The sequence below is a fragment of the Azospirillum sp. FG154 genome (assembly GCF_057809575.1).
Map to the genome: position 1 here is coordinate 46,394 of NZ_JBMDKF010000030.1, position 19,086 is coordinate 65,479.

Sequence of the window (19,086 nt, forward strand, 5' to 3'; positions counted from 1 at the left end):
CGGGCCTCACTCCGCCGGGCCGAAGCGCTTGCGCGTCAGCGCCAGCACCATGCCCATGCCGAAGCCCAGCGCCAGCAGCGACGAACCGCCATAGGAGATGAAGGGGAGCGTCATGCCCTTGGTCGGCATCAGATGCAGCGCCGATCCCATGTTGATGGCCGCTTGAAGGCCGAACTGGATCAGCAGCCCGGCGGCGGCCAGCAGCACGAAGTAATTGCTGTCGTTGAAGACGCGGGCGAAGCCGCGCAGCACGACAAAGGCGAACAGCGCCACCAGGAACAGGCAGAAAATCAGCCCCAGCTCTTCCCCGGCGACGGCGAAGATGAAATCGGCGTGGCTGTCGGGCAGGGAGAATTTGACCGTACCCTGACCGGGGCCGGTGCCCAGAAGGCCGCCGTTGGCGAAGGCCTCCATCGAGCGGTTGACCTGGTAATTGTCGCCCGCTTGCGGATCCAGGAAGCGGTTGATGCGGCTGGTGACGTGCGGCAGCAGGAGGTAGGCGCCGAACAACCCGGCGACGCCCAGGCCGCCAAGCCCCATCACCAACATGATGTTCAGGCCCGCCAGAAAGAACTGGGTGAACCACACCGCCGAGACGACGAAGGTCATGCCCAGATCGGGTTGCAGGATCAGCCCGGCCATGGTCACGGCGTACAGCCCGATGGACACCAGCACGCCGGGAAAGCCGGGCGCGGTGCGCGACAACGAGAACAGCCACGCGGCGACCACGGCGAAGGCGGGCTTGATGAACTCCGACGGCTGGATGGACAGGCCGGGAATGTGGATCCAACGGCGCGCCCCCTTGATCTCCACCCCAACCACCAGGGTGGCGTAGACCAGCAGCAGCGCGATCACGAAGACGCCCAACGCCGCGCGCCGCACGCCGCGCGGGCTGAGCAGCGAGACGCCGCACATGATGGCGATGGCTGGAACCAGCATCATCAGGTGGCGTTCGACGAAATAGAACATGTCCTGGATGCCGATGCGCTCAGCCACCGGCGGGCTGGCGGCGGTGATGAGCACGGTGCCCAGGAACATCAGCAGGGCCACGGCGCCAAGCTGCCAGCGGTCCACCGTCCACCACCAGCGCCCGAAGATGGATTGATCGGTGCGGTCGAAGGTAATCATGCGTCGACGCTCCCATCCGGTTGCTGAGCTTTGGCGATGGCGTCGGCGTAAGCGGCGAAGGCCTCGCCGCGCTGTTCAAAATTGGCGAACTGGTCCCAGGAGGCGCAGGCGGGCGACAGCAGCACGCAGGCGCCGGGCAACCCTTCGGCCAAGGCCAGACCGGCGGCTTTGGCCGTGGCGACGTCCAGCGTCCCGCACCGGGTGTAGGCCACGCCCTGGCCGTCAAGCCATGCGGCGAATGGATCCTCCGCCTCGCCAATCAGGAAGGCGTGGCGGACGCGGCCCATATAGCCCTCCAGCCCGGCCAACCCGGTGTCCTTGGCTTGCCCGCCCAGGATCCAATAGATCGGGTCGAAGGTGGCCAGCGCCTTTTCCGTCGCGTCGGCGTTGGTCGCCTTGCTGTCGTTGACGAAACGCACGTCCTGAACGCGGGCGACCAATTGCTGGCGGTGGGCGAGGCCGGGGAAGGTCGCCATCGCCGCGACGATGGCGGCGGTCGGCACCCCGGCGGCTTTGCAGGCGGCGAAGGCGGCGGCGGCGTTCTGCCAATTGTGGGCGCCCAGCAGATTGGGGAAATCGGCCAGTTCGGCCACCCGCTCGGCCCGCCCCTCGGTGTCGTCGATCAGGCCGCCGTCGGCGGCGTAGACGCCCCCGGCGACGGGGCCGCGCGCCGAGATCGGCCAAACCCGCTGGTCGGCGGCGGCGGTCAGAGCGGCGAAGATCGCGCGGCAATGATCGTCGTCCACGCCGATCACCGCCGTGCGCGGCGCGGTCTGGCGGTGGAAAATCAGCTTTTTCGCCGCGACATAGCCATCCATGCCGCCATGGCGGGCCAGATGGTCGGGCGTGACGTTCAGCAGAACGGCGACGTCGAAGGTGATGGAGAAGGTGAGTTCAAGCTGGTAGCTCGACATCTCCAGAATGTGCGTGCCGCCGCTTCCCAGCGGATCAAAGGTCAAAACCGGCGTGCCGAGATTGCCGCCGACGCTGATGGGCCGTTTGGCGGCGGCCATGATGTGGCCGATCAACGTGGTGGTGGTCGATTTGCCGTTGGTGCCGGTGACGCCGATGAAGGCCGCGTCCCGCTCCGCCCGGCCCAAAAGCTCGACGTCGCAGACCAGTTCGATCCCGGCGGCGCGCGCGCGCAGGGCGACCGGGTGCGGCGTCGGGTGGGTGTGGGGGATGCCGGGCGACCAGACGATGGTCGTCAGTTCCGACAGGTCGGCGGCGGCGAGATCGACCACACGGAGGCCGTCGGCCTCAGCCGTGGCGCGGCTGGCGGGGTTGTCGTCCCACACCCAGACCTCGGCCCCGCTGCGGCGCAACGCGGTGGCGGTCGCCAGCCCGGATTTCCCCAGACCCATGACCGCGACCGGCAAGCCTTCCATGTAAAACAGGTCGATCATCCCGGCCTCACCGCAGTTTCAAGGTGGACAGGCCGATCAGCGCCAGGATCGAGGCGATGATCCAGAAGCGGATGACCACGGTCGGCTCCGCCCATCCCTTCTTCTCGAAGTGATGATGCAGCGGCGCCATGCGGAAGACCCGCTTGCCCGTAAGCTTGAACGACAGGACCTGCACGATGACCGAAACCGTCTCCAACACGAACAGGCCGCCGATGATGCCCAGCACGATTTCGTGCTTCGTCACCACGCTGACGGCCCCCAACGCCCCGCCCAGCGACAAAGAGCCGGTGTCGCCCATGAACACCATGGCGGGCGGCGCGTTGTACCAGAGGAATCCAAGTCCCGCACCAACAAGCGCGCCGCAAAACACAGCCAATTCGCCCGATCCCGGAACATGGTGGATTTGCAGATAGTTGGCGAAAATGGCGTTGCCGGTCAGATACGAGATCAGACCAAAACAACCCGCCGCGATCATCGTCGGCACGATGGCGAGACCATCCAAACCGTCGGTCAGATTCACCGAGTTGGACGCGCCGACCATGATGAAGGCGCCGAACGGCACGAAGAACCACGACAGTTGGATCAGGTAATCCTTGACGAAGGGGACCGCCACGCCGCCCGACAGCGGCGGCGCCGACACCCACATGATGAGAGCCGAGGCGGCGACGCCGATGCCGATTTCCCAACCCAGCCGGAAGCGGCCCGACAGCCCCTTGGTGTTGCGCTTGGTCAGCTTCAGGTAATCGTCGCCAAAACCGATCAAGCCGTAGCCGATCGTCACCATCAACACGATCCACAGATAGGCGTTGGTGACGTCGGCCCACAGGATGGTGCTGACCGTCATGGCGATCAGGATCATCAGGCCGCCCATGGTGGGCGTGCCCTTCTTCTTGAAATGGCTTTCCGGTCCGTCGGCGCGGATCGGCTGGCCTTCGCCCTGTTTGCTTTTCAGCCAGGCGATCAGACGGGGAAAGAACATGAAGCTGATAATCAGCGACGTCAGCATCGCGCCGCCCGTCCGAAAGGTCAGGTAGCGGAACAGGTTGAAGGGCGAGAACACGTCCGCCAGGGGGAAAAGCAGGTTGTAGAGCATCGGATTCCATCAGCCTCGCGAACCGTTGGCGGCGTCGGGCGGAGTCGTGGTGTTGGTCGAGGCGGGCGTTGTAGCAGCGTTTTGCGTGGTGTCGAGCGCGACGAGCGCCTCGACGATCAATCCGGTGCGGCTGCCCAGCGATCCCTTGACCATCACGACGTCGCCGTTCCCCACCGCGTCGGCGACGATGGGGGCGAGATCGCGGCTGGTTTCGGTCCAGGCGCCGCGCCGGTCGGCGGGCAGGCGGTCGAACAGAACCCGCATGTGCGGGCCGCAGGCGTAAACGAGATCCACCCCGGCGGCGAGCAGCGGCTCCGCCAACCCGGCGTGCAGGGCGTCGGCGGTCGCGCCCAACTCGCGCATGTCGCCCAGAACGGCGACGCGCCGTCCCCCGGCGGAAACGTCCAGCTTGCCCAGAACGCCCAAGGTCGCCGCCATGGCGGCGGGGCTGGCGTTGTAGCTTTCGTCCACCAGCGTGAAGACGTCGCCGTTGGCCCGCGTGATGGTCTTGCGGACGCCGCGCCCCTTGACGGGTTGCAGAGTGGACAGCGCGCGCGCGGCCTCCGCCGGGTCGCCCCCCAGCGCCTTGACCGCCAGCAGAACGCCCAAGCTGTTCATCACCCAATGTTTGCCGGGCATGGCGATGGTGAAATCCAGCGTTTCGCCCTGGATCCGCGCGGTGACGGCGCTGCTGGTCGCGCCCAAGGCGACGTCGAGCAGGCGGGCGTCGGTTCCCTCCGCCGCGCCAAAGCTCCAGATCGTGTTCAGCCCCTGCGCCCGCGCGGCGGCGGACAGACGGTCGAACTGGCCGTTGTCGCGGTTCAGAACGGCGATTCCATCGGCGCTCATGCCTTCAAAGATCTCGGCCTTGGCGTCGGCGATGGCCTCGACCGAGTCAAAGAACTCCAGATGGACGGCTTCGACGTTGGTGATGAGCGCCACATGGGGGCGGACCTGCCGGGACAGCGGCCCCAACTCGCCCGCGTGGTTCATGCCCAGCTCGAACACGCCGAACCGGCTGTCGGCGGGCAGGCGGGCCAGCGACAGCGGCACGCCCCAATGATTGTTCAGGCTGCCTTCGGTGGCGTAGGTCGGCCCTTGCGCCGCCAGAACATGGCGCAGCGTTTCCTTCGTGCTGGTCTTGCCGACCGAGCCGGTGACGCCGACCATGCGCGCGCCGCAGTTGGCCCGCGACGCCCGCCCCAGCGCCGCCATGGCGTCCAGCGTGTCGCCGTCCACCAGCAGGAGCGGCGCGTCGGCGCTCACCCCGTCGGGAACGTGGGAGACCAGGGCCGCGACCGCGCCCGCCGCCAGCGCTGTGGCGACGAAAGCGTGTCCGTCGAAATTCGGCCCCTGAATGGCGATGAACAGGTCACCGTCGGCGATTTTGCGGCTGTCGATGGACAGGCCGGAGGCGCTCCACGCGCCGTTGGTCCGCCCCCCGGTGGCGGCGCTGGCGCTGGCGGCGGTCCACAGGATGGGTTTGGCGCTCATGATCCAATCTCCGCAACGGCCTTGCGGGCCTCGTCGGCGTCGTCGAAGGGGCGCACCTCGGTTCCGACGGTCTGGCCCTGCTCATGACCCTTTCCGGCGATGACCAGCACGTCGCCGGGCTGAAGACCGCGCACCGCCGCGCGGATCGCCTCGGCGCGGTCGCCGATCTCCTCAAGGCGTCCCGCCAGGGGGCCGGTCGCCCCCGCCAGCACCTCGCCGCGCACGAAGGCGGGATCCTCGGTGCGCGGGTTGTCGTCGGTGACGATGGCGCGGTCGGCCAGACGGGCGGCGAGCGCCCCCATCACCGGGCGCTTGCCCCGGTCGCGGTCGCCGCCGCAGCCGAACACCGCGACCAGATGGCGGCGGGCGTGGCCGCGCAGGGCGGCGAGCACGGTGTCCAGCGCGTCGGGCGTGTGGGCGAAATCGACATAGACCGCCGCGCCGTTCGGGCAGGTCGCGACATGTTGCAAGCGGCCCGGCACGCCGTCCAGCGTGGACAGCGCGGCGATGGCGGCGTCGGCGTCGCCGCCCGCACCGATCACCAACCCCAGCGCGCACAGCACGTTCCATGCCTGGAATTGTCCGGCGAGCGGCAGATCGACCGCGACGTCGCGGCCCAGCACGGTCAGCTCCAGCCGTTGGCCGTGGGCCAGCGGGGCGACGCTGCGGACGCGCAGTTCGGTCCCGGCCAGTCCGTAGGACAGCAGGCGCAGGCCGCGCGCGCGGCTGACGGCGGCGAAATGGGGGTAATCCTCGGCGTCGGCGTTCAGGACGGCGGCGGCGCCCGGCGGCAGGACGCGGCTGAACAGCAGCGCCTTGGCGTCGCGGTAGGCCTCCATCGAGCCGTGATAGTCGAGATGGTCGCGCGTCAGGTTGGTGAAGCCGCCCGCCGTCAACCGCACCCCGTCCAGCCGGAACTGGTCCAGCCCGTGGCTCGACGCCTCCATCGCCAGATGGTCGATTCCGGCGTCCTTGACGGCGGCGAGCTGGCGGTGCAGCGCCACCGGGTCGGGGGTGGTCATCGCGCCATAGCCGCCCAGGCCCGGCGCGATCAGCCCCAGCGTGCCCAGGCTGGCGGCCTTGTGGCCCAGCCTGTCCCAAATCTGCGCGGCGAATTGAACGGTGGAGGTCTTGCCGTTGGTGCCGGTGACGGCGATCACCGTTTCGGGCTGGCGTCCGCCGTGAAAGGCGGCGGCCATGCGGGCGAAGGCCAGACGCGGTTGCGCGTCCGTCACCAGAACGGCGGCGGACCCGGCGGGCAGGTCGGTTCCCTCCGCCGCCAGGACGGCGACGGCGCCCTTGTCCAGCGCGTCCTGAATGAAGGCGCGCCCGTCGGCCTTGGCCCCGGCCAGGGCCGCAAAGACAAAACCGGGCCTGACCGCGCGGCTGTCGGCGGTCAGCCCGGTCACGTCCGGGTCAAGCTGGGCCGCGTGGGCGCTAGCGTGGCTTGGCAGGAGTTGGGACAGACGCAACAGTGCTTCCCTTCGACGGGGGTGGAGCGGCGGAGGTTGGGGCGTTCGGCGGTTGCTGCGCCCAATTGGTGGAGCCGGCGGCGTTCAGGAAGGTGGCGTTGAGGATCTCCGGCGCGTTCTCGTCCACCGTCGGGACGTCCAGCAACGGGCCGATTTGCTTGATGATGCGGCCGACGGCGGGCGCGGCGACCCAGCCGCCGGTGGCGTAGCCGTAGGTCTTCGCCGTCGCCTTCGGCTCGTCCACCAGCACATAGACGATGTAGCGCGGGTCCTGCATCGGAAAGGCGCCCAGGAAGGACGACATGCGCGAGTTCTTTTGGTAATGGCGGCCCTTTTGCTTGTCGGCGGTGCCGGTCTTGCCGCCGACGACGTAGCCCTTGACGCCCGCCGACTTGCCGGTGCCGTCGGCGACGACGAAGCGGAACATCCGGCGCATCATGTCGGAGGTCTGGCGCGACACCACCTGTTCGCCCGGAATCTCCGCGCCGGGCTGGCGGCGCAGGATGGTCGGGGGATGGAAGACGCCGCCGTTGATGACGGACGCCGCCGCCGCCACCGTGTGCATCGGGCTGACCGAAATGCCGTGGCCGAAGGAGATCGTCATGCTGTTGACCTCCCGCCACGGGTTGGGCGCCAGCGGCCAGCCATTTTCCGGCAATTCCAGCGCCGTCGGGCGCATGAAGCCCATCTTGGCCATGAAGGCGCGCTGGGCTGCGATGCCGATCAACTGGACCATCCGCACCGACCCCAGATTCGAGGAGTGCTGAAACACCTCGGCCACCGTCAGGGCGCGGCGCAGATTGTGATAGTCGTTGATGGTGAAGCGGCCAATCTTGATCGGGTGAGCCGCGTCGAAAGTGTCCGACACCCGGATCTTGCCGGAATCCAACGCCAGCGCCGAATTGAAGATCTTGAAGGTCGATCCCATTTCATAGACGCCAAGCGTCGCCCGGTTGAACAGCGTGTCGGGGTTCAGGCCGGTCGGATCCTGCGGGTCGAAGTCGGGCAGGGAGGTCATGGCCATGACCTCGCCGTTGCGGACGTCGAAGATGATCCCGGCGGCGCCGATGGCGCTGAACTCCTGAACCGTCGCCGTCAGCTCTTTGCGCAAGACATGCTGAAGCCGCAAGTCGATGGACACTTGCAGTGGCGTCGCCGGATCATCGTTCAACCGTTTGTTGAAGCCTTGCTCCAGCCCGGCCAGACCATTGTTGTCCACTCCGGTGAAGCCGACGATGTGCGACGTCAGATTGCCCGCCGGATAAAAACGCCGCTCTTCCCGCTCAAACGAAATGCCTGGAATGCCCAAGCGGTGAACGGCGTATTGCTGCTTGGGCGTCAGGTTGCGCTTGAGCCAGACAAAGCGCTTTTCGCCGCTGAGCTTGCCATACACCTCTTTGTAGTCGAGTTCCGGCAGGGTTGAGGCCAGCTTGCGCGCCGCCTCTTCGGGGCGCGAGATCAGCTTGGGATCGGCGTAGAGCGATTGCGTGACCAGCGATGTCGCCAGCAGATTGCCGTTGCGGTCCACGATGTCGGCGCGGTTGGTCGTGGTGCTGTCCAACTCCAGCGCGTGGTGCTGGCGCGGTTCCCCGCCTTGGCTGAACAGGGTGGCGGCCACCAGTTTGACGCCGATGGCGGCAAACACGGTCGTGACGACCGCCGCCGTAACCATAAGCCGATAACGGCTTTGCTCCATCGCAGCCGCCAGCGTCGTCCTCGGCTGGGCGGCCGTGGGCGCGGACAGGCTGCGGAAGGGCAGGCCGAACGGCGGAAATTTCATCGATTGGCTCCCAATCGGGCGACCAGCAGGCCCAGGCTGTCGGTTGGCTTGGGGTGGTGCTGCATCCCAGCGGCGATGACCTTGGTCGTCGGCGTGGGCGTGACCGGACGCGACGCGACGTCGGTCGGACGGTTCAACGAGGGCAACGGCGCGTTGGGGGCCAGTTTGCCGGGCGCGGCGGCGGGCGGCAGAGCGGGCGGCTTGGCGGCGGCGGGGATCAAAGCCGACGGCTTGATCGGCGCGGTCTTGACCGTCGGGATGGCGGGCAGGGCGGCGGGCACGATGACCGGAGTCCGCTCCAGCGCCTTGTCCATCGACAGCTTCGGCGACGGGATGCGGGCGCTGGCGACCTGCGGCGCGGCGGCGGCGACCGGAACGACGCTGGCGGGCAGGGCCGGGTTCACGCCGCGACCGGGCAAGGGGGCTTGCGGCGCGTCGTCGGGCGTCGGAGCCGGACGCATCGGTATGGCGTCGAGCGCCAGGAACTGCCGGGCCTCGGTCGGTTGCAGGGCCAGATGGGCGCGGGCCAGCTCCTCCAGCTTGGTCGGATCGTTCAGATAGCTCCATTCGGCGCGCAGCACCTGGATGGATTCCTGTTCGGTCACGATCTTGCGGTTCAGCCCGGCCAGCTTTTCTTCCAGATCCTGGACGTCATAGCTGGTTTGGAACAACACGGCCCCGGCGGCGGCGATCAGACCACCCCAGAACAGCCAGGTCTTGCCTTTCATGCAGCCTCCTTGCCGGGCGCCGGGAACATCGGCGCCGCTGTGCGTTCCGCCGCGCGCAGCCGGGCGGACCGGGCGCGCGGGTTTTGACGGGCTTCGGCCTCGCTGGGTCCGACGGGTTTGCGGCCCAGCAGGCGGAAGGATGGGATGTGCGCCGTGGCGGCGGCCACCGGCGTGTGACGGGACGGCGCGGCGGGCGGGGACGAGCGGTCCTTCAGGAACGTCTTGACCTCGCGGTCCTCCAACGAATGGAAGGAGACCACGGCCAGACGCCCGCCGGGCGCTTTCAGCAGCGATTCGGCGGCGGTCAGCCCGCGCCGCAACTCGCCCAACTCATCGTTCACATGGATGCGCAGCCCCTGGAAGCTGCGGGTGGCCGGGTCGATGGCGTCGCCTTTGCCCTTCGGCACCACCGAGCGGATCAGTTCAGCCAGTTGCCGGGTGCGCTCGATGGGGGCGGTCAGGCGGGCGGCGACGATGGCGCGGGCGACCCGACGGGCCATGCGCTCTTCGCCGTAATGATAGAAGATGTCGGCCAACTCGGCTTCGCTGGCGTGGTTGACCACGTCGGCGGCGGTCGGACCGCTGCGGCCCATGCGCATGTCGAGCGGACCGTCGAAGCGGAAGGAGAAGCCGCGTTCCGGCTCGTCGATCTGCGGGGAGGAGACGCCGATGTCGAGCGCCACCCCGTCCACCCCGGCGACGCCGCGTTCGGCCAGAAGCCGGTCCATGTCGCCGAAGCAGCCTTCGACGATCTCCAGGCGACCGGGGAACTGCGCGGCCAACGCCCGCCCGCGTTCGATGGCGGCGGGGTCGCGGTCGATGCCCCAGACCCGGCAATCGGCGGCTTCCAGAATGGCGCGGGTGTAGCCCCCGGCGCCAAAGGTGCCATCGACATAGACTCCGCCGTCTTGCGGGGCCAGGGCGTCGATCACCTCATGCAGAAGCACGGGGATGTGCGGGCTGGCGGCGGCGGGGTTGGCGGGGTGGTCGGTCATGCGCCATCCCCGTTCCGGCTGGCGGCGCCGCGCGCGGCCTTGGCGACGATCTGGCTGAGCGAGATGTCCTTGCGGACGACCTGCTCGCGCAGGGTGGCTTCATGGGCTTTCAGGGCGGTCGGTTCCCAAATCTGGAAGGTCTTGCGGCGACCGATGAAGGAGGCTTCCTCGCCAATTCCGGCGAATTCGGCCAATTCCTTGGGCAGGACGATGCGCCCTTCGGCGTCGAGAGGAACCGGGACGAGCTTTCCGAAAATAAAGGTCTCGATCATGTCGCGCTCGTCGGCGTCAAGATCGGGGGACTCCAGGCTTTCCGACAGGACGTCGAGATAATCCTGATCGGCGCCTTCCAAGGCTTGGTGGTTCAGAGAAGGCCAAAGATACACGGTGCTCGCCGCCGAGGTCTTGGCAAGCGACTGCCGGAACTGTGCCGGGATCGACACACGCCCTTTCCTGTCAACCTTGTTGACGTATGTGGACAGGAAAACGGCCATCGGCCCGGTGATCCCCCAGCTATCCCCCGCGCGGATCCCGCCCCGCGCCAGCCCCGTTCGCCCTTCAATTCGGCCTTTCTGGCGTTAACCAAATTGGACCCGAATTCCCCTCTGAATGGGCAATCATGGGATAGCATGGGACGGTATGGGCGTCAACCGGCCCTCCAGTATTCATGAGGGGGTGTCAAGAGTTTGTGAATCGCCTGTGGCTTTTCGGCCAATTGTGAAAGGGACTCGACGAGTCGGCGCAGTATTTCAAGGTCGTACAGGGGTGTGGATAATGTTATCCACAGAAGTTCGGCGAATGTTCCTCGCATTTTATGAAATTCATACGAGTTATAACAGTCGGGAGGCACGAATCGACTAAACCGTTTGGTCTAATCTTTGGCGGGCCAAGCATGGGCGAATCATGGGATGGCATGGGAAAACGGCAAAACTTATCCACCGCCTGTGGATCGTTCTGGGGACAAGGGGTGAAAAACGGCGGAAACATTGGGGATAGGTTAAGAATTGAGGGGGAGTGAGCGGTCGTGTGGTGAACGCGAATCGGGCGATTTCCACCGATCCGCCGCGCGTGGTCAAAGGCATCGGCAAGGCTCCGCGCGGCGATGGCCAAAGCGGGGCAAAGTCCGTCAATCCATGGGCTGGCGTGGGCGGACAGGAGCCGCCGCCCGTTCAGGATTGGGATGTCGTGGGATGGAAAACGCCAGATGGCCTATAAGCCGGGTTTTGTGTCCCGGACCATGACGGTCCAGGCGATGACCATTCGTCTGGGACGCCGGTTGCCCGGACGCCTCGCGCGACCAACCCGAGCGACGGCGCGGAAACGCGCTTGACCCCATGCCATCCCAAGCGGGACGGTTGGTCGGGCCGCTCCTATTCGGTCTTGCTCCCGGTGGGGTTTACCGTGCCGCCCCCGTTGCCGGGGTCGCGGTGCGCTCTTACCGCACCCTTTCACCCTTACCGACGGCGAACCGTCGGCGGTTTGCTTTCTGTGGCACTGTCCCTAGGGTCGCCCCCGCCGGCCGTTAGCCGGCACCGTGTTTCCGTGGAGCCCGGACTTTCCTCCCCCGGTCGAAACCGAAGGCGGTCATCCAGCCATCTGGCGAGGCTGTTCTTATAGAGTTGCGGGGGTGGGGGCAAATCCCAAATGGCGGCGCGGACAGCAAAACGCCCGCCTTTCGCGCGGAAAGGCGGGCGCCGCTGGAATGCAAACGATGGAAACGCTGTTTTACGAGAACAGGCTCGACACCGAACGCTCTTCGCTGATGCGCATGATCGCCTCGGCGATCAGCGGGGCGATGGTCAGTTGGCGGGTGTTGCGCGACACGCGCACCGCCTCGGTCGCCTGGATGCTGTCGGTCGTGACCAACTGCTCCAGCGGCGACACGGCGACGCGGGCGACGGCGCCGCCCGACAAAACGCCATGGGTGCAATAGGCGTGGACCGACTTGGCCCCGGCGTCCATCAGGGCCACGGCGGCGTTGCACAGCGTTCCGCCCGAATCGACGATGTCGTCAACCAGAATGCAACGGCGACCGTTGGCGTCGCCGATGATGTTCATCACCTCCGACACGCCGGCGCGTTCGCGCCGTTTGTCGATGATGGCGAGATCGGCGTCCAGACGCTTGGCCAGCGCGCGGGCGCGCACCACGCCGCCGACGTCCGGCGACACGATGGTCACTTCGTCCATGTTTTCAAAAGAATGACGGATGTCTTTCTCGAAAACCGGGGCGCCCATCAGATTGTCGGTCGGGATGTCGAAAAAGCCCTGGATCTGACCGGCGTGCAAATCCATCGTCAGCACGCGGTTGGCGCCCGCCTGGGTAATCAGGTTGGCGACCAGCTTGGCCGAAATGGGCGTGCGCGGGCCGGTCTTGCGATCCTGGCGGGCGTAGCCGTAATAGGGAATGACCGCCGTGATGCGCCGGGCGGACCCACGACGCAGCGCGTCGATCGTCACCAGCAGTTCCATCAGGTTGTCGTTGGCCGGGAACGAGGTCGACTGGACGACGAACACGTCCTCGCCGCGCACGTTCTCGAGGATTTCGACGAACACCTCCATGTCTGAGAAACGGCGAACGCTGGCCTTGGTCAGCGGAACGCTCAGGCATGTGGAGATCGCCTCGGCCAGCGGACGGTTGCTGTTGCCGGCAAGCACCTTCATCGGAGTCGGCTCTCTATACAGGGAAACGGCTCAAGCTGCGCTCGCCGCTTGCGCGCCGTCGCCCCTTGAAAACGGGGCGGACCATAACAAAGGGGCGTGCCTATGTAAACGTTCCATGACGATGGGCGCGCGCCGGATCGGGAATGCCCCTCTGCGTTGGGGGCATAGCCGGTTCGGCCGGGGGGCGTCGGCTCATCGGGCGAGCGCCCGCATCACGGTGGGAGTCTTGGCGATGTGGAGTTTCAAAGCAAGATCGGCCTTGGCCAGATGCTCCATGAACCAAAAGGGCAGAAGCTGATCGGCCTTGCTTTTGGCGTAGCCAAAGGAAAAGGCCGATTCCCGCGCCTCCACCTGTTCGATGATTTCGCTCAGCAGCACGATCATCCGGCGATGCTGGGCGCGGTGTTCGTCCAGCAGCGGATATCGGATCACCATCTGCACCTTTTCTTCGCGGGCGAAATGCTGCAAGGACAGATCGCGCAGCCGCTCCAGCAGGGCGGTGGCGCGGGCGCGTTGGTCGTCGTCGCCGGGCAGGGCCAGAAAACGGCGAATCAGTTCGTGGGTCTGGCGGTGATCGTCATCCAACACCCCATGGTCGATGACCATTTCCGCGCGCCAATCCAGCATCGGCTTCCCCCTCCTTGACCAAGGATGGTGTGCGGCGTCGCTGATCGAACCCAAGACTTGGGTCGCCGCACCGGGAAGCCGCGCGCCGATGCGCAAGGCCGCATCATCGCGCGAATCCGTCTGGGTGGCAATTGCTTCAAATCCGAACAATATCGACCCAGCCAACCGGCGGGCGGTTTCGTCAGCTTTGCAGAACGATGGAGGACAGGCCCCGCCCGTAATCCGCCTCGCCCCGCAGGCAGGAACGGCGGTAGCTGAAAAAGCGGTCCTCTTCGGCCACCGTGTCGTTGGGGCAGCGCTGGATCATGGCGACCCCCGCGTCGCCCAGCCGACGCGTGATGTAAGCGGGCAGATCGAACAGGAAATGACCGGGGCGGCGGGCCGGGGCGAAATAGTCGCGGTTGCGCTCGTCCTCGTCCAGGAAAGGCGCGGGGAATTCCGGCCCGACTTCGTAGGAACGCTGGGCGATGCAGGGGCCGATGCAGGCGACGATCCGCCCTGGCGTCGCGCCCAGATCGACCATGCGGGCGATGGTCGCCTCCAGAACGCCGCCCTTGGCGCCCTTCCATCCGGCGTGGGCGGCCCCGATGACCCGCGCCTTGGTGTCGGCGAACAGCACCGGCGCGCAATCGGCGGTCAGGATGCCCAGCGCGATTCCCGGCTGGTTGGTCGCCATGGCGTCGGCCTGCGGGGCGGCGTCGGGCGTCCAGGGCGCGTCGACGACGACGCAGGTCGGGCTGTGAATCTGATAGCAGGTGACGAGGTGACTGGGCTTCACCTCCATCCGCGCGGCGGCGCGGGCGCGGTTTTCATGCACCGCCGCCGGGGCGTCGGACGACCCCAGCCCGCAATTCAGCGAGGCGTACAGCCCGGTGGACACGCCGCCCGCCCGCGTGAAAAAGGCGTGGCGGATGTGGGTGATGTCGTTCAGCGCGCCAAGAGTAATCACAAACGCCATCCTGTGTGGGTCGCTTCCGGCCCTTTAACCTTGCGGCTTGCGCCCGGCGGGTCAAGGTCTTCCGTTGGACAAACTGGTTGGATCACAAAGGCTCGAACCCCGCCGGGGCGGCGCCGTCGGGAAAGGCGCCGGGGGAGGCCAGCGCCAGCAGCTTGAACAGGCGGCCCATCTGTTCCGGCTCCACCAACCGGGCCAGCGCCGACCGGATGTCGGCGGCCTGCGCCGGGGTGGCCTTGGCCGACAGGATGGCGGCGCGCTGGCGGATGCCCAGCGCGGTCAGCCAATCCCCCTGATCGACGGTTCCGAACGCCTCGGCCCCGGCGGCGCGGGCGGCGGCGGCGAGCGCGGCGAAATCGACGTGCGCCGTCAGGTCAGCCTCGCCCGGATCCGCAAGAACCGGGGCGTAGGCGTGGCGGCGCAGCGCCTGGAGCGTGTCGCCAACCGCCGGACCATGGCCATAGCCGTAATCAATGAGCAGCGCCGCGCCGGGATGGGCGGCGAGCCGTTCGCCGATCACGCGGGCGACGGCGAGCGAGGCGGGGGAGACCTCCACCACCGCGCCCTCGGCGGCGCCGTCTCGCAGCGCGTCGGGAACCAGCCGGTTGCCGGAACTGCCGAAGGCTTCCAAGACAAAGCGGAAGCGCGGCGCGTCCTCCGTCCCCGCCGGGTCGAGATCGACCAGACGCTCGAACCAGCCATGGTTGGTTTTCTGCACCTGACGGATCGGCAGCGCGTCGAAAAACTCGTTGGCGACCAGCAGGGTGGGGCCTTCGGGAACCTGCGCCAGATGGTCGTGCCAGTGAATCGCCGCGTCGCCCATCAGGGGCGCCAGCGCGTCGCGTTGCCGGGCGCGCAGGGTTGGGCTGGTTTCCACCAGATGCAGGGTGGCGGCGGCGCGAAATTCGGGAACCACGGCGGCGGCGCGCAGGGCGTCGCGCATCAGGGTGCCGCGTCCGGGACCAAGCTCCACCAGATGAAAGGGGGTGGGGCCGCCCAGCCGCGCCCAACTGTCCACGCACCACAGCCCGACCAACTCGCCGAACATTTGGCTGATTTCCGGCGCGGTGGTGAAATCGCCGCCCGCGCCGAAGGGATCCTGGCGGCTGTAGTAGCCCAAACGTGGATGTCCCAGCGCCTCCGCCATGAAGGCGCTGACGGTGAGCGGGCCGTCCAGGATGATTCGGCGGGCCAGCAGGCGGGCGAGCGTCTCCTCGCTCATCGGGCGCGCGCTCATGGATGGCGGCTCCGGGTCAGGCGGTTTGGGCGGCGGCGCGCTGGCCGCGCAGCATCAGCCAGCCGCCGACCAGCAGCATCGGCAGGGACAGCAATTGCCCCATCGTCGCACCGGCGAACAGGAACCCCAATTGCGGGTCGGGTTCGCGGAAGAACTCCACGGTGATGCGGGCCAGCCCATAGCCGACGAAAAACAACCCGCTGACCAGGCCGGGGCGTCGGCGAACCGCCGGGCTGCGCACGGCGACGGCCAGCAGCAGGAACAGAACCGCCCCCTCCAACGCCGCTTCGTAAAGCTGGCTGGGGTGGCGCGGCGTCTGGAGCGGGTCGCGCGGAAACACCATGGCCCAAGCGACGTCGGTCGCCGGGCGGCCATACAGCTCGCCGTTGATGAAGTTGGCGATGCGGCCAAAAAACAGGCCGATGGGGGCGCAGGCGGCGATGAGGTCGCCAAAGACGAAGGCCGACAGACCGCGCCGCCAACAGAAGAGGACGATGGCGAGCAGGACGCCGGTCATCCCGCCATGGAACGACATGCCGCCGTGCCAGACTTGCAGGGCGTCCAGCGGGTCTTCGGCGTAATGGGGCAGATTGTAGAACAGCACATAGCCCAACCGCCCGCCCAGAATGGTGCCGATCACCGCCCAGGTCAGGAAATCGTCGAAATCCTCCGCCGATGGGCGTTGCCCGCTTTGCCGCGCCAGATGCAGGCAATAGCGCCAGCCCAGCACGAAGCCCGCCAGATAAGCCAGCGCGTACCAGCGGACGACGAGCGGCCCGATGGCGAAGGCCACCGGATCGATCATGGGAAAGGGCATGGCCATCGTTTCAGGCTCCGCTCAGCGGTAAGGGTCGGGTTGCGACAGGAAATCCTGCACGTAGCGCCGCACGCCCTCTTCCAGACTGGTGAAGGGCTGGTCGAACCCGGCGGCGCGCAGGCGGTCGGTCTTGGCCTGGGTGAAATACTGGTATTTGCCGCGCAGATGCTCGGGCATGTCGAAATACTCGACGCGCGGTTCCTGGCCCAGCGCGGCGAAGGTGGCCAACGCCAAATCCTTGAAGCTGCGGGCGACGCCGGTGCCGACGTTGAACAGGCCGCTGACCTCGGCGTGGTCGTACAGCCACAGCATCACGGCGACGCAATCATCCACATGGATGAAGTCGCGCAACTGCCCGCCATCCTCGTAACCGTCCTTGTGGGATTTGAACAGGCGGGCGGGCTGACCGGCGACCAATTGGGGGTGCAGCTTGGCGACGACGCTCATCATGTCGCCTTTGTGCGTTTCGTTCGGGCCGAAGACGTTGAAGAATTTCAACCCGGCCCATTGCGGCGGCAGCAGATCGGCCTCAGCCACGGCGCGGGCGACGCGGCGGTCGATCAAATGCTTGGACCAGCCATAGGCGTTGAGCGGGCGCAGCCGCGCCAACCCCTCGCAAGAAGCGTCATCGTCAAAGCCAGCCGACCCGTCGCCGTAGGTGGCGGCGGAGGAGGCGTAGATCAGCCGACAGCCGCGCCACGCGCACCAGCGCCACAGTTCGAGCGTCAGCGCCACATTGTTGGCGACGATCTTGTCCACGTCGCGCTCGGTGGTGGCCGAGACGGCGCCGAGGTGGAAGATGGCGTCGATCTCGGCGGCGTGTTGATCGAGAAAGGCCAGCGCGTCTTCCGGGCGGACCAGGGTCGCGACCTCGCGCTTGGCGAGATTCTGCCATTTGTCGCCGTCGCGGAAACGGTCGATCACCGCCACGTTGGTCAGCCCACGCGCGGCCAGCGCCGCGACAAGGTTGGACCCGATGAACCCGGCCCCTCCGGTGACGACGATCATGCCACTGTCCGCTGCTCTGCTTGACTGGTCCGGCCCTTATAGGCCGGGGCGAGGCTTGGGGGCAAGGCGTGGCGGGCGGTTGTTTCCATTGGTGAAGGCTGTTTGCGTGTCAAAGTCAGGGTTGCCCCCACCAAAGCGATCATTGGTTCTTAAAAACATCGGAGCGTATCGTGCAAAAAACACGAGAGGATTGAACATGCTCAAGTATGTGATGCCAATGGTGGTTCTCGCCGCGTCCTCGTTTCTCGCGCTTCCCGTGGCGGCCGGTGGGCTTGCCACCAAGGATGAGGCGATCGCCATGGTTGGCAAGGCTTCGGCGCTTTTGAAAGCGGTCGGGCCAGAGAAGGCGTTTCCCGTTTTCAACGACAAAAATGGCGGTTTTGTGGATCGTGATCTGTATGTCGTCGTTTATGACGGCGCAGGACGATGCCTCGCCCATGGGGCCAATCCAAAATTGATCGGCAAGGATTTGATCGATGCGGAGGACATCGATGGAAAACTTTATGTGAAAGAGAGGGTCGAATTGGCGAAATCAAAATCAAGTTTTTGGCAAGACTATAAATTTACAAATCCAACCACCAAGAAGGTTGAGCCAAAGCAAATGTATTGCGAGCCTGCCAGCAATCTTATTGTGTGCGGCGGTATTTACAAGCAGTGATTTTTTTGCGCAGGAGGGAAGACTATGACGTTGTCAAAAAAACTGATCTCATATTTTGCCCTTCTGGCTTCCGTTATAGTGCTTCTTGGCGGCGTCCAGATCTACGCGATTTTGACCGTTGACGGGCAGGTTTCCACCATCCTCGCCAGGGCTGTTGCGGGCTCGGCTCGTGCAAATAATGTTTCACAGTCTTTGTCCGATCACCGAAAGCTGATGTACGAGCTTGTCGCTCTGGTGTCCACCGACGTGTCTCCTGCGCGCATTGAGGCGGCGAAGCAGCAGTTGCGCGTGATGGGGGATATTGTGGCAAGCGGAGGGGCCTCTGTCGCCGATGATTTGCCCGGCAAGGATGCGACGGGGCTTGACGAGGCGATGACGGAGGCGACCCGCAAATATATGGCGAAAAGCGGCGATCTGATCGACATTCTCGATGGCGACGCGTCAACGACGTTGGCGTTCATGGGAAGCCTGGAAAAGCAGGCGAAGGCCTTGGCGGCGACAATCGGCGATGTGAAGAATCTCTATGCGGACATGGTCTTGGCTGCGGAGAACGAAACGACGAAATCAATCAACGTCACTTATATGGTCTTGTTGGTCGAGATCGGGTCGGCTGTGGCCGTCGTGCTTTTGATGCTGCGTTTTGTTCGGCGGGAGGTCGCGCATCCGTTGGCTGGGTTGGCCGTGGTCATTCGTGATCTATCCACCGGGCGCGTTGACGTGGCGGTTGACGGCGGGTTGCGGAAAAGGAGTGACGAAATTGGCGGCATCGCGTCGGCCATCGACATTCTCGTGACTCATGAAATGGAGCGTCTGCGTTTGGCGCAGGAGGGCGAGGTCAACGCGCGGATCCAACGCGAACGTTCCGATCAGATCGCGGCGCTGTCCCAGCGGTTTGACGCGACGTCCAGAACCGTCATTGGGCAAACCATCGCCGCCGTTCAAAATCTTGAAGAAACCTCGCGGACAATGTTGGTGATTGCGGATCGGACCACGGGGCAAACCTCGGGCATGGCGACCGCCATCGATC

17 protein-coding genes and 1 other RNA gene are annotated in these 19,086 nt (G+C 66.1%); 2 read left to right on the top strand and 16 right to left on the bottom strand.

What is annotated here, in order from left to right; genetic code table 11:
- Nucleotides 1-6: 6 nt before the first annotated feature.
- The 16 genes from ACODS4_RS24475 to rfaD form a co-directional block, all read right to left on the bottom strand.
- The gene (locus tag ACODS4_RS24475; RefSeq protein ID WP_488868284.1) at nt 7-1,128 is read right to left on the bottom strand and encodes an FtsW/RodA/SpoVE family cell cycle protein; all 1,122 of its coding nucleotides are present in this window, start codon (nt 1,126-1,128) and stop codon (nt 7-9) included.
- Nucleotides 1,125-2,534, bottom strand: a complete 1,410-nt coding sequence (murD, locus tag ACODS4_RS24480; RefSeq protein ID WP_488868285.1) for a UDP-N-acetylmuramoyl-L-alanine--D-glutamate ligase — start codon at nt 2,532-2,534, stop codon at nt 1,125-1,127. The genes ACODS4_RS24475 and murD overlap by 4 nt, the downstream gene beginning before the upstream one ends.
- A 7-nt stretch (nt 2,535-2,541) precedes the next feature.
- A complete protein-coding gene (gene mraY, locus ACODS4_RS24485) occupies nt 2,542-3,627 on the bottom strand; it encodes a phospho-N-acetylmuramoyl-pentapeptide-transferase (RefSeq protein ID WP_488868286.1) in 1,086 nt (361 codons plus the stop codon).
- Nucleotides 3,628-3,636: 9 nt separating this feature from the next.
- Entirely contained in the window at nt 3,637-5,121 is a 1,485-nt protein-coding gene (locus ACODS4_RS24490) for a UDP-N-acetylmuramoylalanyl-D-glutamyl-2,6-diaminopimelate--D-alanyl-D-alanine ligase (protein ID WP_488868287.1), read from the bottom strand.
- Nucleotides 5,118-6,593, bottom strand: coding sequence for a UDP-N-acetylmuramoyl-L-alanyl-D-glutamate--2,6-diaminopimelate ligase (locus tag ACODS4_RS24495; protein ID WP_488868288.1), 1,476 nt, complete (start codon nt 6,591-6,593; stop codon nt 5,118-5,120). Before ACODS4_RS24495 ends, ACODS4_RS24490 begins: the two co-directional genes overlap by 4 nt.
- The gene (locus ACODS4_RS24500) at nt 6,559-8,373 is read right to left on the bottom strand and encodes a peptidoglycan D,D-transpeptidase FtsI family protein (protein WP_488868289.1); all 1,815 of its coding nucleotides are present in this window, start codon (nt 8,371-8,373) and stop codon (nt 6,559-6,561) included. The genes ACODS4_RS24495 and ACODS4_RS24500 overlap by 35 nt, the downstream gene beginning before the upstream one ends.
- Nucleotides 8,370-9,101 (bottom strand): cell division protein FtsL, encoded by a 732-nt coding sequence (ftsL, locus tag ACODS4_RS24505; protein ID WP_488868290.1) that lies wholly within the window; start codon nt 9,099-9,101, stop codon nt 8,370-8,372. Before ftsL ends, ACODS4_RS24500 begins: the two co-directional genes overlap by 4 nt.
- A complete protein-coding gene (rsmH, locus tag ACODS4_RS24510) occupies nt 9,098-10,096 on the bottom strand; it encodes a 16S rRNA (cytosine(1402)-N(4))-methyltransferase RsmH (protein WP_488868291.1) in 999 nt (332 codons plus the stop codon). Before rsmH ends, ftsL begins: the two co-directional genes overlap by 4 nt.
- The gene (locus ACODS4_RS24515; protein ID WP_488868292.1) at nt 10,093-10,539 is read right to left on the bottom strand and encodes a division/cell wall cluster transcriptional repressor MraZ; all 447 of its coding nucleotides are present in this window, start codon (nt 10,537-10,539) and stop codon (nt 10,093-10,095) included. Before ACODS4_RS24515 ends, rsmH begins: the two co-directional genes overlap by 4 nt.
- A 753-nt stretch (nt 10,540-11,292) precedes the next feature.
- An RNA gene (gene rnpB, locus ACODS4_RS24520) (RNase P RNA component class A) lies at nt 11,293-11,696 on the bottom strand.
- Between the two features lie 125 nt (nt 11,697-11,821).
- The gene (locus ACODS4_RS24525) at nt 11,822-12,757 is read right to left on the bottom strand and encodes a ribose-phosphate pyrophosphokinase (protein ID WP_119829885.1); all 936 of its coding nucleotides are present in this window, start codon (nt 12,755-12,757) and stop codon (nt 11,822-11,824) included.
- Nucleotides 12,758-12,949: 192 nt separating this feature from the next.
- A complete protein-coding gene (locus ACODS4_RS24530) occupies nt 12,950-13,384 on the bottom strand; it encodes a bacteriohemerythrin (protein ID WP_488868293.1) in 435 nt (144 codons plus the stop codon).
- Nucleotides 13,385-13,565: 181 nt separating this feature from the next.
- Nucleotides 13,566-14,333 (bottom strand): peptidoglycan editing factor PgeF, encoded by a 768-nt coding sequence (gene pgeF, locus ACODS4_RS24535; protein WP_488868294.1) that lies wholly within the window; start codon nt 14,331-14,333, stop codon nt 13,566-13,568.
- Between the two features lie 91 nt (nt 14,334-14,424).
- Nucleotides 14,425-15,576 (bottom strand): class I SAM-dependent methyltransferase, encoded by a 1,152-nt coding sequence (locus ACODS4_RS24540; protein ID WP_488868295.1) that lies wholly within the window; start codon nt 15,574-15,576, stop codon nt 14,425-14,427.
- A 16-nt stretch (nt 15,577-15,592) separates the two neighbouring features.
- Nucleotides 15,593-16,399: a prolipoprotein diacylglyceryl transferase gene (gene lgt / locus ACODS4_RS24545; protein WP_488868296.1), complete on the bottom strand. Its 807-nt coding sequence runs from the start codon at nt 16,397-16,399 to the stop codon at nt 15,593-15,595.
- A gap of 15 nt (nt 16,400-16,414) precedes the next feature.
- Complete coding sequence (rfaD, locus tag ACODS4_RS24550; RefSeq protein WP_488868297.1) at nt 16,415-17,401, bottom strand: ADP-glyceromanno-heptose 6-epimerase; 987 nt, start codon at nt 17,399-17,401, stop codon at nt 16,415-16,417.
- A gap of 196 nt (nt 17,402-17,597) precedes the next feature.
- Here rfaD and ACODS4_RS24555 point away from each other — a divergent pair, with 196 nt between their 5' ends.
- Complete coding sequence (locus tag ACODS4_RS24555; protein ID WP_488868298.1) at nt 17,598-18,059, top strand: cache domain-containing protein; 462 nt, start codon at nt 17,598-17,600, stop codon at nt 18,057-18,059.
- A 24-nt stretch (nt 18,060-18,083) separates the two neighbouring features.
- Nucleotides 18,084-19,086 (top strand): methyl-accepting chemotaxis protein (locus ACODS4_RS24560; protein WP_488868299.1); only part of this gene is annotated, 1,003 nt, incomplete at its 3' end.

Coding starts and splice junctions, on each gene's coding strand:
- ACODS4_RS24475 (WP_488868284.1), bottom strand. CDS start 1,128: ATGATTACCTTCGACCGCACCGATCAATCCATCTTCGGGCGCTGGTGG.
- murD (WP_488868285.1), bottom strand. CDS start 2,534: ATGATCGACCTGTTTTACATGGAAGGCTTGCCGGTCGCGGTCATGGGT.
- mraY (WP_488868286.1), bottom strand. CDS start 3,627: ATGCTCTACAACCTGCTTTTCCCCCTGGCGGACGTGTTCTCGCCCTTC.
- ACODS4_RS24490 (WP_488868287.1), bottom strand. CDS start 5,121: ATGAGCGCCAAACCCATCCTGTGGACCGCCGCCAGCGCCAGCGCCGCC.
- ACODS4_RS24500 (WP_488868289.1), bottom strand. CDS start 8,373: ATGAAATTTCCGCCGTTCGGCCTGCCCTTCCGCAGCCTGTCCGCGCCC.
- ftsL (WP_488868290.1), bottom strand. CDS start 9,101: ATGAAAGGCAAGACCTGGCTGTTCTGGGGTGGTCTGATCGCCGCCGCC.
- rsmH (WP_488868291.1), bottom strand. CDS start 10,096: ATGACCGACCACCCCGCCAACCCCGCCGCCGCCAGCCCGCACATCCCC.
- ACODS4_RS24525 (WP_119829885.1), bottom strand. CDS start 12,757: ATGAAGGTGCTTGCCGGCAACAGCAACCGTCCGCTGGCCGAGGCGATC.
- ACODS4_RS24530 (WP_488868293.1), bottom strand. CDS start 13,384: ATGCTGGATTGGCGCGCGGAAATGGTCATCGACCATGGGGTGTTGGAT.
- ACODS4_RS24540 (WP_488868295.1), bottom strand. CDS start 15,576: ATGAGCGCGCGCCCGATGAGCGAGGAGACGCTCGCCCGCCTGCTGGCC.
- lgt (WP_488868296.1), bottom strand. CDS start 16,399: ATGGCCATGCCCTTTCCCATGATCGATCCGGTGGCCTTCGCCATCGGG.
- rfaD (WP_488868297.1), bottom strand. CDS start 17,401: ATGATCGTCGTCACCGGAGGGGCCGGGTTCATCGGGTCCAACCTTGTC.
- ACODS4_RS24555 (WP_488868298.1), top strand. CDS start 17,598: ATGCTCAAGTATGTGATGCCAATGGTGGTTCTCGCCGCGTCCTCGTTT.